Genomic DNA, 14,688 nt, shown 5'->3' on the forward strand with positions numbered 1-14,688 from the left:
TTGTTAACCCTGCAAGCATCTTGATAAATTATCCGGCATTGGTGGATTTTGACAATCTGCTCTCCCCTAACGGAGAATATATCCTTCAGGTCCCTGTAGATAAAACCATGACATTAATAAATCCCAATGACCAATTACTTGTTGACACCAATTATGATGGGATTTTTGAAAGCGGTATTACACAATTCTCTTCATTTGAACTCCGTTTCCGGTTAAATGGCGGTATTCCATTGAACGCCGGCGCGGGAACATTTTCAATTCGGTCAAAAGACATCGGTTATTTGATCTTTACCCAAAAAAATCTCATTGATTCTGGAAATATCAAAGCCAGTTTCAACTTACTGCTATCCTGTTTGCCTAAAGATTCTGATCTCGATGGGATTTTTGACCAGGATGATTTTGACAGTGACAATGACGGAATCCCGGATGCGGTTGAAGCACGGGGCATACTGGCGCAGAGTAGCCCTATCACAGACGCAAACCAAAATGGCATGGATGATGCTATAGAGCCTGGTCTCGGGCAGCTTGATTCTGATGCGGATGGTGTACCGGATTTTTATGATCTTGACAGTGATAACGACGGTATTTCTGATCTTATTGAATCCGGGGCCGGAGCTGCCGATGCCAATAATGATGGCGTTATAGACGGTGTTCCTGCAAACTTCGGAGCAAATGGCTATTTAAATACGCTGGAAACTGCTCTGGACAACGGCATTCTTAACTTTAGCATCGCAAATACAGATGGGCTGGACGAGATTCCAAATGCAATATCTAAAGACAGCGACAACGATGGCTGTAATGATGTGATTGAAGCAGGTTTTACCGATCCGGATGGCGATGGAAAACTCGGCAGCGCCCCAGTTTCTGTGAATCCAAATAATGGACTGGTGACTTCCGGTTCCGATGGAAACACGGCTCCTGTAAATAACAATTACACCACAGCGGCTCCCATTATCATTAATAGCCAGCCCGAAGCACAGACGGGATGTGAGGCATTGCAGGTTGTTTATACAATCGATACTACTCCGGTAGATGGATACCAATGGCAGGTAAGTACGGATGAAGTAAGTTACACCAATTTGGTCAACAACACCCAATATACAGGCGTGAATAGTATTTCATTGACGGTTGGCATGCTAAACCCGACAATGTCCGGCTATCGTTATCGCGTGGTACTAAGCAAGACTGGTAACACTTGTGGACTCGCGTCAGAAGCTGCCACACTGACGGTACTGCCAAGACCCACAGTTCCAGCAACAATCAACTTGGTACAATGTGACGACGATGCAGATGGCTTGTCAGACTTTAATTTGAGACAAAAAGAAAGTCAGATTTCTACGAATGCTGCCAATGAAACATTTAGCTATTTTAAAACACAGGCAGCAGCTGAAACAAATGACAGTACCCAACAAATCACGAACGAACTCGCGTACAACAACACCGATGGAAACACAGTTTGGGTTCGGGTGCAGAATAATGATGGCTGTTACAACGTTACCCGCATGAACCTGATTGTTTCCTTTACCCAGATTCCACCCGGAACGCTCTGGACCTTTTCAGAATGTGATGATTTTGTTGACACGGTTAATGATGACCGCGATGGGATTACAACTTTCAATTTCAGCAGCGTGAATACGAATATTAATGCTTTACTGGGAAACAGCGCCGCCTACACAATCAAATATTTCCGTAATGAAGTCGACGCATTGGCAGAAACCGATGCCTCGGGAAATTCGCTGGCCATCGCTGACATTTCAAATTATCGGAATATCGGTCTCCCAAATGAGCAATTCGTTTGGGTAAGGGTTGAAAGTAACGCGGACAATGCCTGTTACGGACTTGGACCTTACGTGAAGCTGACTGTAGAGGCGCTTCCAGTTCCAAATCCGGTTGCCGTTCAGCGCCAATGTGACAGGGATCCGTCCGATGCCGCTGTAGATTTTGATTTCGATACTTCAAATATCCAATCTATGATCCTCAATGGACAGTCCGCGGTTAGTGTTGCATATTTTGACCAAAATAACAATCCATTACCAAGTCCGTTACCGAATCCATTCAGAACAGCAACACAAAATATTAAGGTGGTGCTGACCAATGATAATGGCAAACAATGTACGGATGAGATGACCATCCGGTTTGTCGTGGATGCAAAACCGGTGGCAAACCCTGTAACTGTTGCTCCTGTCTGTGATGACGAGCCGGACGATACCGACGGTCTTTACAGTTTCGATACTTCAACTATTCAGGCTGACCTGCTCCAGGGACAAAGCGGCTTCAATGTAAAGTATATTGACGGAAACGGTACGCCACTGGCGAGTCCTTTGCCAAACCCATTCCTAAGCCCGACGCAAAACATCACAGCCGTAGTCGAAAACCCGATAAATACGACATGTGCCGCATCTACCGTAATCACATTTACGGTGAATCAGTTGCCGGAAATACTGGATGACAACGCCGAAATCATTTGTAGCGGAATCATTAATGAGTCCGTAACATTGTATGCCGGTCTCGCCAACGGAAATCCAAACAGCTTTACGTATGAATGGAGCCGCAATGGTGTGGTAATCCCAAACGAAACCAGGAACGAGCTTACTGTTAACCTTGATGGTGTATACACCACATTGGTTACAAATAAACTCACGGGCTGTTCAAGAACCCGCACGAATACAGTGACCTATTCACAGATTGCCACCATAACTTCAGTCGACATCAATGACCTGGTTCCGGAAAATAGTATTAATATTAACGTAACCGGGGCCGGAATCTATGAGTATAGCCTTGACAATCCTGTAGGTCCTTTTCAGGATAGTCCATTCTTTGAAAACGTTTCCGCCGGCTTCCACGAAATTTTTGTAAATGACAAAAATGGCTGCGGACAGGTAAAGCAAACCATATCGGTCGTCGGTGCCCCATTATTCTTTACACCCAACGGCGATGGATACAATGACTACTGGAAAATTAAAGGCGTAAATGCCGTCTATCATAAAAATACTGTCGTCTATATATTTGACAGATATGGAAAATTACTCAAAGAAATTCCTTCAGGTGTTGAGATTGGGTGGGATGGATTGCTCAATGGTAACCCGCTACCTGCCGATGACTACTGGTTCGTCATTAACCTTGATGACGGCAGAACGGCAAAGGGCCATTTTACGCTCAAAAGATAAGTTTGCCCGACCATGAAAAGCCTGTCTATATTAGTGCTATTTTTTTTACTATCCGTTAACACCCTTTTTTCTCAAAGTGATTGTGTCGATGCCATTGTGGTTTGCGGAAATTCAGGTTTCAGCGGGCTCACCGTGAGTGGCCCCGGAAATCAGGAGCTCAATAACAATGTTACCTGCGGGAGCTCCGAAAATAACAGCATCTGGTTGCGGCTCGATATTAGTACCACTGGCACGCTCGGCTTTGAACTCATCCCCGAAAGCAATAGTATCAATGAGGATTTTGATTTTTTTATTTTTGGCCCAAACCCCACTTGCAGCAACCTGGGTGCAACAATCCGTTGCTCAACTACCAATCCAGCTTCGATCAATCAATCCGATAATCACACTGGTCTTAATAGTAGTGAATCAGATACTTCAGAAGGGCCTGGTGCAGGCGGAAACAGCTTTCTTAGTATACTTAATGTAACCGCGGGGCAATTTTATTATCTCGTAATCGACCGTCCTGTGGGCAACAGTAATTTTTCCATTCAATGGACCGGAACCGCGAGTTTTAATACGCCACCTAGTTTCGAATTGCCCAGCGGTGTCGACAACCTCAACTTAAGGCAGTGTGATGTTGACGGAATTCCCGATAATTCCAGTGCATTTGACCTGACACAAAATACGCCGCTGATTATCGGGACACAAACCAACGTAACCGTAACGTATTATACCAACCAAAATGACGCTATTGTGGGCAACAATGCGATTACTGGCCCTACATTTTTCCCTAACACCCAGAATCCCCAAACCATTTTTGCACGGATTGAAAACAACACAACCCACTGTTTTACCAACACTGATTTTACCATAGGAATTAATGATGACATTGCTTTTCCTGTCGACTCATTTGCTGTTTGTGATGATGCTGCCGATGGCGATGACACTAATGGAAAAGCCACATTTAACATGGATGCAGTTACAGCCGGAGTTTTTACAGGAAATGACTTGTCCGGCTTTGACATCAGGTATTATGTGGATCAGGATGATGCAGATGCCAATCAGAATCAGCTGCCGCAGTTCTTCAATAACACAATACCATTCCAACAGAGAATCATTATCAAGGCGACGAACGGAACCTGTATCGGCACGCACGAAATAAACTTAATCGTCAATCCGCTTCCGGACCGCATCACAGCGGATTACGTGCAATGCGATTACGACGAAAACGCTGATGGCATCAGCCAGTTCAACATCCGTAATGCGGATCGCTTTTTCACAGGAAATCCAGACGTGGAAATTTCCTATTTTGAAGACATGCAACATGTGCAGGACCATCAGTCAGTGGGAGATTCATTTACGAATGCAACAAATCCACAGACCATTTTGGTACAGCAAACCAATTTGATCACGGGCTGTACGTCGTAAACACCGATGGTATACTGCCCGATATCGTCCTGCAGGGCTGCGATGTCCAGGGACAGGAAAATGGATTTACGACATTTAACCTAAACAATACCAATGTGGTGCTGTCGCCGGGACAAACCCTACAATATTATCGTACCATAGAAGATGCACTTCTTGAAGCCAATGCGATTACGAACACCACATCATTTCCCAATCCTGTAGCTTACGAAAGTTATGCTTATCTAAGGGTCGACAATGGCGGGGTAAACTGCGATGTCATCCGCAGGATAAAATTGGTCGTAAATACACTTCCACAAATCGTAGAACATAGCGAAGGTGTAGATTTTGTGTGCACCAACCTGCCCGACAAATACATCACAATCAATGCTGCGGTACTTGATCCTTTTTTTGGTGATTACGAATATTTATGGCGGTACAATGGCATTCCGTTTCATATGAACACCTATTCTGTGCAGGTAAATCAGCCAGGAACTTACGAAGTTACAGTTGTAAAACCAACTGGCTGCCGAAAAATCAGGACTATTGAAGTATCTGCTTCTGTCGATGCAACCATAGCGGCTGTGATTATTGAAGATATTACCGTCGAGAACAATACGGTAACGATAAATCTAAGCGCAGACAGTATTGGAAACTACGTCTACAGCCTTGACGATGAATTCGGCACTTTCCAGAACAGCCCTTTTTTCGAGAATGTGCCTCCAGGCATCCACACTGCCTATGTACAAGACATTAACGGCTGTGGAACCGTGTCAAAAATGGTAGCAGTACTTGGAGTCCCTAAATATTTCACCCCAAACGGTGATGGGATACACGATTTCTGGCGAATTGAAGGGGTTGATATTGTTTTCAACAAAGAAACAAAGGTACTGATTTTTGACCGTTTTGGGAAGTTTATCAAAGAGATTGCAACACGAGACACTGCTGGCTGGGACGGCAGCTATCTTGGCAAGCCGATGCCGTCAGATGATTACTGGTATGTTGTGAATTTTGAAGATGGCAGGACGGCGAAGGGCCATTTTGCATTAAAAAGATAGTAAAAACCTACGTTACACCATGAAAAAGATTGCTATCGTGTTATCTATTATATCATTCACGCTGAAGGCGCAACCGAAAGTTTCCACTGGCGCAATCAGGCATTTTGAGGATTTTAAGTCGGAGCTTGTTACTCCAAGAAACGTCGACGTCTGGCTTCCGGATGGGTACTCCTCCAATGAAAAATATGAAGTGCTTTACATGCACGACGGGCAGAATCTTTATGATGCTCCCGCAAACTGGAACAAACAGGCTTGGGAGGCCGATTCAATCTCCGGGAAACTCATCAGGGAAAACAAAACCAGGAAATTTATCATCGTGGGTATTTCGAATATTCCGTTGCAGCGTTTCAGCAACTATTTTCCGCAAAAGGCTTTTGAATCGCTGACCAGGAAAACGCAGGATTCATTGTATGCTTTGGAATGGAATGGTACAAAACTTTTTTCGGGGGCGGTTAGTTCTGACGCTTATCTTAAGTTCATTGTATCAGAACTAAAACCGTTCATTGACAAGAACTTTTCTGTCTACCCTGATCAAAAACACACTTTTATAGCAGGCTCAAGTATGGGTGGACTAATATCCATGTATGCCGTGTGCGAATATCCAAATATATTTGGTGGTGCGGCGTGCCTATCGACACATTGGCCGGGAACTTTTGAGAAAAACAACAACCCAATTCCAGCCGCCTTTTTTAACTACCTTAAAAATCATTTGCCAAATCCTGCATCGAACCGTTTCTATTTTGACTACGGCGACCAAACCCTTGACGCACTTTACCCGCCGCTTCAGGCTAAAGCTGACGAAGTGATGAAATTGAATGGGTTTAACGAAGTGAACTGGATTACAAAATACTATCCGGGAGCCGACCATTCTGAAAATTCCTGGCAAAAAAGATTCGAAATTCCGTTGGTTTTCTTGCTTGGAAAATAATGTTGCGCTGGATGCCTTTTCAGTGAGTAGATTTACCAAACTGATATTTAAACTTCATTTTCGGTTGGTTGGCCATTCATCTCATCCCGTATACGCTCCAAATACCGATTGTGTACTACGACCGTCCCCGCTATAAAATCGTGTGTCGCCCTTTTCCGTGGATTGGAAAGTAACACAATCAACCCGGCAATCACCCATAACGCAATCAACCATGAAGACAGTTGAAAAAGACCGGGCGACATTGACGTGAGGTATTCATTTTTATCCAAAAAGCCCAAACCCTCATATTCGTCCCAGTCCATCAACCGAATCGCATTGATGGTGATTGCTTCAGTGAGAAGGCTAAACAAAAACATTACGAGATACCGTAAATAAGATTCCTTCCATAATATTGGCTGTCCATCCAGCCTGATAATCTTAATTTCCAATATCATCTTCCCAGGTGTTGCACCAAATCGCTTTGGCAGGTAAATATTGTATATCAATACTGCTATCAAATTAATAAAGGCAGCAAGCAAATACAGATCCAATCCCATCGTCTTCATAAACATTACCACCAGTGTTACCGGGCTCAATATAAGGCCATCGAGGAGGATTGCGGCAATTCTGGGGCCAAACCCAGCGTAGATATTGCCGTGAACACCATTAAGGTTTAGTGGAATTTGTTTCATTTTTTTAATTATTTCAAGGTTATCGATTGACTATTTAAAATAGCATTGCAAATCTCATCATTTGTTTGGTTTTCAGCCTAAACAAGAGTACCGATTTTATAATTTTTCATTGCAGGAAATGCACAGGATTAGACGTCATTACCTTATTTTTCGAGATTCTTCTTGATGTTAACCAAGTTTTGCTCGTACGCATCACCGACAAATTTTTTACCAATCAATGACATCAACCGACCGATCGGGTAAGCACCATGTCCGTAAAACGTGCAGGTGATATTTGAGTTGTTCGCATCAACTGCGTCCACAATCATTGAGGCTTTGGCTTGGTCCGCCATCGGTTTAATAAAATTTAGATCGACCTCAATCTTATCGCTGCTAACTGCTGTGATGGTTTGGCTGCCTTCTCCCATTTTTTCACTTTTCCAGGCTGAAGACGAACCAACGGTGCCATCTACGCCGGTATAGGTGACTTGAATTTTGGGATCTTCCATCACCCAAACGCTATATTGTTCCTGATTTTTTAAGGATTTTACATAGTCAAACACTTCCTGTTTGGGCCGGTTTACAGTCGACATTCTCGTCACCGTATAATCCGCAGGAATAAAAATGGCAACAATTAACAACAATACAATAAGTACAACAATGCCAATTAGAATCTTCTTTACTATTTTCATAAAAATTTGGTATTGGTTCGGTATTTCTCTTTACTAAAGTAATAAAAAATGGATTGGCTTTATTTAAAATGATTGCTATTTTGGATTTCCGGCGCTCCTATTGCTCAATTACTGGCTGTTTTTTAATTAACTTTGACACTTTAAAATGACCAAAATTCAAGTTTAAAACATGACTGCACTTCAAAAAACGATCGAAAACGCCTGGAATGACCGCGCTTTACTCCAAAACACTGATACTATAAATGCGATCCGCGAAGTTGTCGATCTGCTTGACGCGGGAACACTGCGCGTCGCTGAACCTACGGCAAACGGCTGGCAGGTGAACGAGTGGGTAAAGAAGGCCGTTGTAATGTACTTCCCAATCCAAAAAATGGAGACGCTCGAGGCAGGAATCTTTGAATATCATGACAAAATTCCGTTGAAGCGCCACTACGCCGAAAAAGGAATCCGGGTGGTACCGAACGCCGTAGCGAGGCATGGAGCGTACATTTCAAAAGGAGTAATCCTAATGCCCAGCTACGTCAATATCGGCGCGTATGTCGATGAAGGCACTATGGTCGACACCTGGGCTACCGTCGGGAGTTGTGCACAAATAGGCAAAAATGTCCATCTAAGCGGTGGCGTTGGAATCGGCGGAGTACTGGAACCTTTGCAGGCCGCACCTGTAATTATTGAGGACGGCGCTTTTATCGGCTCAAGGTGTATTGTTGTGGAAGGCGTTCGTGTGGAAACTGAAGCAGTGCTTGGTGCGAATGTCTGCCTGACCGCGTCCACAAAGATTATCGATGTAACCGGCGACACACCTGTTGAGATGAAAGGTGTGGTGCCAGCACGATCGGTCGTTATCCCCGGCAGCTATACCAAAAAATTCCCAGCTGGAGCATACCAGGTCCCATGTGCATTGATCATTGGTAAAAGAAAACCTTCAACGGATTTAAAGACCAGTTTAAATGACGCGCTTCGGGAATATGACGTGGCTGTCTAAGTAATTTTATGCCTATGAAAATCCTCGTTATCCAGCAAAAGATGATTGGAGACGTCCTCGCATCCAGCATCATATGCAATAACATCAAGCAAGAATATCCTGATGCTCAGGTGGATTACCTGATTTATCCGTTCACAAAACCGGTCGTTCTAGAAAACCCCAATATCGACAACATCATTCTGTTTACGGACAACTATCGGAAAAGTAAGCTGTCGCTGCTCAAGTTTGCGTTTGAAATAAGAAGCCAACATTATGATGTGGTGATCGATGCCTATGGAAAAACGGAAAGCAACCTTATTGTGCTATTTTCAGGTGCAAAACAAAAGCTGGGGTTTTACAAGCGATACACGCAGTTCCTTTATACCAAAACAGTGCGGGAAATTCCAGTACCGCGAACCAATGTAGGAACGGCATTGGAAAACAGGCTGAACCTGTTGCGGTTATTTGATGTTTTCCCAAACGCGTACATCAAGCCGAAGATTTGGCTGACCGATGCAGAAATCGCACACGGTCAAAGAATCCTGGAAAACCACAAAATACCGTCCGGTCAGAAAATATTGATGATTGGCGTTTTGGGCAGCGGCGAGAATAAGACCTACCCATTTCCCTTTATGGCACAACTGCTCGATGTCATCGCATCAGAAACCAACGCAGCGTTAATTTTCAACTACATGCCTTCACAGAAAAACGAGGCATTGATGATTTACAACTTGTGCAAACCGGATACCCGGAAAAACATTAAGATTGACATTGTACCGGGAAGTATCCGGGAATTTCTTGCGATCACTTCCCACTGCGATGCCCTAATTGGAAATGAAGGGGGGGCTGTTAACATGGCAAAAGCAATAGAAATTCCAACATTTACAATATTCTCAACGTGGATTAAGAAGGAAGCGTGGAACGCCTTCGAAAATGGGAACACGAACATTTCAGTACATTTAAAAGACTTTAAGCCTGAACTGTATGGCGGGAAATCTCCTAAAGAAATGAAAAAACATGCCATAACACTGTATCGGGAATTTACGCCAGACCTCATACTGCCCTTACTCAAAAAATACTTAAGATTTTAGGATTTCTGCCCTTCTTTGATAATGCCGAACGGTGTCCAGGAAAGCCTTTTTTCCTTCACCTCTTTGCGAATCGCAAGATTTGCCGCAAGTGATTCAGGCGTTTTATAACTACGGGCATGGTCAAGGTGAAGACAAACCGCTTTGTGGCGTATTTGCAACCCTTTCACACCAAAATTCTCAAGCCGCTCTCCAAACTCCCTATCGGGACCTCCATATTTCATGCGTTCATCATAACCGTTAATCGCAATCATATCTTCACGGAATCCTGATGAATTGCAGTTGTTGAAGGACGGATTGGTTGGTGTCACCGTATCGAGGATATTCCCCAACAGTCCCTGAGAAGACAGCTTAAGGGTTTGCGAAAAACCAAGCTTTCCTTTTGTTTTGAGCCACCTGACGTTAAAGCAACGCCCGGAAAGAATATCATCGCCGGAAATCTCTTCGCTGACCTTCATATTCAGTTTGCAGTAACCCCCGGAAAGAAATCTTCCTTTTTCTGCATAAGCTGCATGAACGGCAACAAAATCCTTTCTCGGAATACAATCGCCATCGGTCATGATAATGTATTCGTTTGCCGCTTCCAAAATGGCAATGTTCAGTATTTCCTGCCTGCGATACCCTTTGTCTTCATGCCATAAATGCCTCAAAGGAACCGGAAAGTTTTGTGCGTAACTGTCAATCAGGCTCTTTGTTGACTCACGTGATCCATCATCAGCGACTATCACTTCAAAATCCTGGAAGGACTGATTGCTATACCCGATCAGGACTTTTTCGAGCCACTTTTCAGCGTTATAGGTACTAATAATCACAGATATTTTCATGCGTCGCAAATTGGCATTGGTTATAAAAAGAAATTACGTATATTTAAATCACACCCGCAAATCCTAAATCTTTGAGTTTTTTTAAATTAAACCTTTGCAAAAATAGTAAATAAATTATATTTGTTGAATATTTAATATTGAATGGAATTTAAGCCGCAAACCAACATATCGGTTCTTATCATAACATTAAATGAAGAGGTTCACATGCAGGAGTTACTAAGTGACCTCGATTTTGCAGAAGAGGTGATTGTGGTAGATTCCTACAGTACTGATCGAACCAAGGAAATTTCAGAGTCATTTGAAAACGTCCGTTTCATAGAAAATAAATTCGAGAATTATACGAGTCAGCGGAATTTTGCAATCAGCCAGGCAAAGAACGACTGGATACTTTTTATCGATGCTGACGAACGGCTGACACCAGAGCTCAAACGGGAGATTATCGACACGGTTCACCGCAACGAGGATATCAGTGCTTACCTTTTTTACCGGAAATTCTTTTTCAGGAAGAAACAGCTTCATTTTAGTGGATGGCAGACCGATCGCATTTTTAGGTTATTCAGGAAAGACAAAGCACATTATACCGCGAAAAGGCTGGTACACGAAAAACTCGATGTGGACGGCCGCATAGCTGTATTCCAGAACAAACTGATTCATTATTCTTATGCAGATTACGAATCGTATAAAAGAAAAATGATTGCTTACGGGAAGCTTAAGGCAATGGAGAAATTTCGTTCTGGTTTTAAACCGACGGTTTTTCATTATTTTGGCCACTCTGCATACAATTTTCTGTACCAATATCTTGTACGGCTGGGTATTCTGGATGGAAAAAAAGGAATTATCATCTGTTACCTGAATGCGCTCAGCGTTACCTACCGTTATAAGGAACTCAGACGGCTGTATCAGGGTGTTTCAAAAAAATCCGTATGATAGATGTTTCGATAATAATAATCAACTACAATACTTCGCTCCTGACATACAATTGCGTCGTTTCCATCATAGAAACCACGCCAAAAAATATGCAATACGAAATTATCGTAGTGGATAATGCTTCCAGAAAAGACGACTTTCACGACCTGGAAGAAAAATTAAAAGCGCTTCAAACGGACAATATCCAGTTGATCCGGAGCAGAATAAATACCGGATTCGCCTCAGGGAACATGTTCGGGGTACAATTTGCGTCGGGGAAATACCTCGCTTTCATTAATAATGACGTCGAACTCACCACCGATTCATTTACAGCGCTTGATCAATTTTTCAAGCAAAACCCGGATACCGGAGTCATCGGCATCCAGCCAATTTTTGCCGATAAAAGGAAACAGGTCGCTTTTGGACATTTTGACACCTTCAGCAATAGGTTTTTTGGGTATTGGCTTTATGAGAAACTAAATCCGAACAAAGCCAAACGCCATAAGACGTATACTGAACCCATACAGGCAGATTACGTAGTGGGCAGTTTTATGTTTTTTAAATCGGAACATTTTAACGCAGTCGGGGGATTTGACACGAATATCTTTCTGTATTTTGAGGAAATGGATATTTGCAAACGGTTGCTTAACAATAACCTGAAGACCATTTTTTACCCCTCAATCGACTATGTCCATATTAATGGGGCCAGTACGAATCTGGGATATACCAAGAAAATCGAGCTTAAGATTTCGCACCTTTATATCGTTCGCAAAAATCACGGCTTTTTCAGTTATGCGCTATTAAAAACTTTTTTTGTTCTCATCTTCTTTTTTAAATCCCTTTTCAACCCCAAGCATTTCCGTCTGTTTTTTAAGCTTATTACGCTGGGTCCTCCCATGGCATCTTCTATTCGCCACCTGCAGAAAATACAGTAACAACGCGCCTCAGAAATTTCATTCCGACGCTTATTTCGGCTGGATATTTACAATTTGTTAAAGAAATATTTATCGTAAATTTGCAGCATTTACAAACGCTTTTTTTATGGACAAAAACCAAAAGTGGAAATACTTCCTGAAAGAACTTGCCAATCAGATTTTTTTCTGGTTTTTCGGAATCATTTTCTTCACGCTCTTTCGCATTGTTTTCATCTTCCTTTTCAGAAAACAGTTGGGTCCTTCTGCCGACAGTACCGAAATATTCAAAGCCCTTGCTTCCGGTTTCAGTTTCGATGCTACCGTCATGGGTTATTTCCTCATTTTGCCCTTTTTGCTGCTGCTTGTGTTTGCTCCTTTTGATACATTCAGACCCGCAATTATCACCCGAAAAATTACACAGGCGCTTTTTGTCATTCTTTCCACCATAATTTGCATCGTAACCATTGGGTACTTCCAGGAATACCATGACCAATTTAACAACTTCCTCTTTCTGTCGCTGTATGATGATCAAAAGGCAGTCGCCAAAACGCTGATGGCAGATGAATACCACCCCTTATTGAACATGTTGACATTTATTGTCGTAATCGCAACGGGAATTGTCATTTTAATTTACTCAGAAAAGAAAGACATCACCTACAGGATGCTGCAGAAATTCAATTTCAAATACAGCAGGCCGCTCCTTGTCTTTATCAGCGTTGCCTTATTTGTTTGCAGCTTGCGCGGCTCGTTTTCTACGGTCCCGGCAATTAGAAAATGGGCTGGTGTTTCAAAAGACGCTTTTTTGAACAAAACCATTGTAAATCCATTTCGTTCGCTGAAATACGCATTGGAAGATTTCAATGAGCTGAATCTGCTTGAAGGCAAAAATCCCTATTTAGCCGAATCGGATTTTAAGGCCAGTTTTCCCGAAGATCAGATCACAGATATACTTCGTAAAACGGCTGGAGGGCCTACGATTGAAAAGCCAAAACAGATTTTCCTCGTGGTAATGGAAAGTTATGATTCCTGGCCGTTGATGGATAAGTACCTGCCTTTCAAATTGTCGTCAAATTTAAACCGTATCGCAAAAAACGGAACACATTTCACCGATTTCCTTCCCGCTGCCAACGCCACATTCGATTCGTTTGGCGCGGTAGTCACTGATGTGCCGCATTGTGGTGTCAATATCAGCCAGCTGGGAACCGTCAATGAACCTTTCGAAACCTCAATCTTTCGGCAGTTTAAAAAACTGGGATATGAGACCAATCTGTACTACGGGGGATTTCTCTCGTGGGAGAATATCGGTGAATTCTGCAAGTACCAAGGGGTCGACAGAATTTTCTCCGGTGTGGACGCAGGCGGAAAATCAGACTCGGGTGATTGGGGAATTGAAGATGAAAAGCTGTTTGGATTGGTCTTAAAAAATACAGATCCACAGAAATACTCGCTGAATATAATACTTACCTCCAGTTACCACCCTCCCTATGCAATAGATATCTACAAAAAGGGATTTCCTTACCACAGTGAGGAGGACTTTCCTGTGAGTGTCAGAAAGTATTATGACGGTGGCATGACGATGAAAGAACTTGGGCATCTTTGGTATGGAGACCAGGCCATCGGCGGATTTGTAGATGTCGCAGAAAAAAAGTACCCGGACGGTTTGTATTGCTTTACCGGTGATCATTTCGGCCGGCGTTTCATCAACCACAACCCCAATCTCTACGAAAAATCTTCCGTGCCATTTATTATGTATGGAAAATCAATCCCAAAAGCGATCAACAGGACGCCCGGCGGCCATGTGGATATCATGCCAACATTAATTGAAATGATTGCACCAAAAGGATTCCAGTACTATAGTTTTGGCACATCGCTGTTTGCAAAAGGAAAAAATAAGGCGTTTGGATTGGATAAAATGATTGTTCCCAACGAAATTTACTATTTCCCAAAAGACGCAAAAGTTGAAAAAATCAACCTGCGCACCTTTACAGAAAGCAAATTGGACAAAAGTGCCCTGAAAGCGGAATATGACCGTTATATGGCGTTGACCTGGCAATATACCATAAAGGGAAACAACCTTAAAAAGCAGACCGCAAAACCGAAAAAATCAAAATAAT

The 14,688-nt window shown here is 42.9% G+C and carries 12 protein-coding genes; 9 read left to right on the plus strand and 3 right to left on the minus strand.

Translation table 11 applies throughout. The features are described 5' to 3' along the window. The 4 genes from CFE23_RS03085 to CFE23_RS03100 form a co-directional block, all read left to right on the plus strand. Positions 1-3,167 (plus strand): T9SS type B sorting domain-containing protein (locus CFE23_RS03085; protein ID WP_291083842.1); only part of this gene is annotated, 3,167 nt, incomplete at its 5' end. Positions 3,168-3,179: 12 nt separating this feature from the next. Beyond that, a complete protein-coding gene (locus CFE23_RS03090) occupies positions 3,180-4,574 on the plus strand; it encodes a hypothetical protein (RefSeq protein WP_291083845.1) in 1,395 nt (464 codons plus the stop codon). 95 nt (positions 4,575-4,669) lie between these two features. Next, the gene (locus tag CFE23_RS03095) at positions 4,670-5,608 is read left to right on the plus strand and encodes a T9SS type B sorting domain-containing protein (protein WP_291083848.1); all 939 of its coding nucleotides are present in this window, start codon (positions 4,670-4,672) and stop codon (positions 5,606-5,608) included. 19 nt (positions 5,609-5,627) lie between these two features. Next, positions 5,628-6,536: an alpha/beta hydrolase-fold protein gene (locus tag CFE23_RS03100; RefSeq protein WP_291083851.1), complete on the plus strand. Its 909-nt coding sequence runs from the start codon at positions 5,628-5,630 to the stop codon at positions 6,534-6,536. Positions 6,537-6,583: 47 nt separating this feature from the next. Here CFE23_RS03100 and CFE23_RS03105 read toward each other — a convergent pair whose 3' ends face one another. Continuing rightward, positions 6,584-7,207 carry an RDD family protein gene (locus CFE23_RS03105; protein ID WP_291083854.1) on the minus strand — a complete coding sequence of 208 codons (624 nt, stop codon included), beginning with the start codon at positions 7,205-7,207 and terminating at the stop codon, positions 6,584-6,586. 143 nt (positions 7,208-7,350) lie between these two features. Then, positions 7,351-7,878, minus strand: a complete 528-nt coding sequence (locus CFE23_RS03110) for an SRPBCC family protein (RefSeq protein ID WP_291083857.1) — start codon at positions 7,876-7,878, stop codon at positions 7,351-7,353. 169 nt (positions 7,879-8,047) lie between these two features. Between CFE23_RS03110 and CFE23_RS03115 the strand changes: the two genes are divergently transcribed. Together CFE23_RS03115 and CFE23_RS03120 are read left to right on the plus strand one after the other, a co-directional pair. Continuing rightward, entirely contained in the window at positions 8,048-8,863 is an 816-nt protein-coding gene (locus tag CFE23_RS03115) for a 2,3,4,5-tetrahydropyridine-2,6-dicarboxylate N-succinyltransferase (protein WP_291083860.1), read from the plus strand. A gap of 14 nt (positions 8,864-8,877) precedes the next feature. Then, positions 8,878-9,933 carry a glycosyltransferase family 9 protein gene (locus tag CFE23_RS03120; RefSeq protein ID WP_291083862.1) on the plus strand — a complete coding sequence of 352 codons (1,056 nt, stop codon included), beginning with the start codon at positions 8,878-8,880 and terminating at the stop codon, positions 9,931-9,933. Here CFE23_RS03120 and CFE23_RS03125 read toward each other — a convergent pair. Next, on the minus strand, positions 9,930-10,754 hold the full coding sequence (locus CFE23_RS03125; RefSeq protein ID WP_291083865.1) for a glycosyltransferase family 2 protein: 825 nt from the start codon (positions 10,752-10,754) through the stop codon (positions 9,930-9,932). The two genes, CFE23_RS03120 and CFE23_RS03125, sit on opposite strands and share 4 nt — an antisense overlap. Positions 10,755-10,895: 141 nt before the next feature. Here CFE23_RS03125 and CFE23_RS03130 point away from each other — a divergent pair, with 141 nt between their 5' ends. The 3 genes from CFE23_RS03130 to CFE23_RS03140 all read left to right on the plus strand — a co-directional run bounded on the left by CFE23_RS03130 (position 10,896) and on the right by CFE23_RS03140 (position 14,687). Continuing rightward, positions 10,896-11,681, plus strand: a complete 786-nt coding sequence (locus CFE23_RS03130) for a glycosyltransferase family 2 protein (RefSeq protein ID WP_291083867.1) — start codon at positions 10,896-10,898, stop codon at positions 11,679-11,681. Continuing rightward, positions 11,678-12,595 (plus strand): glycosyltransferase family 2 protein, encoded by a 918-nt coding sequence (locus CFE23_RS03135; RefSeq protein WP_291083870.1) that lies wholly within the window; start codon positions 11,678-11,680, stop codon positions 12,593-12,595. Before CFE23_RS03130 ends, CFE23_RS03135 begins: the two co-directional genes overlap by 4 nt. 106 nt (positions 12,596-12,701) lie before the next feature. Beyond that, complete coding sequence (locus CFE23_RS03140) at positions 12,702-14,687, plus strand: LTA synthase family protein (RefSeq protein ID WP_291083873.1); 1,986 nt, start codon at positions 12,702-12,704, stop codon at positions 14,685-14,687. Position 14,688: the final 1 nt, after the last annotated feature.

The organism is Flavobacterium sp. BFFFF1 (assembly GCF_002256285.1).
GTDB lineage: Bacteria > Bacteroidota > Bacteroidia > Flavobacteriales > Flavobacteriaceae > Flavobacterium.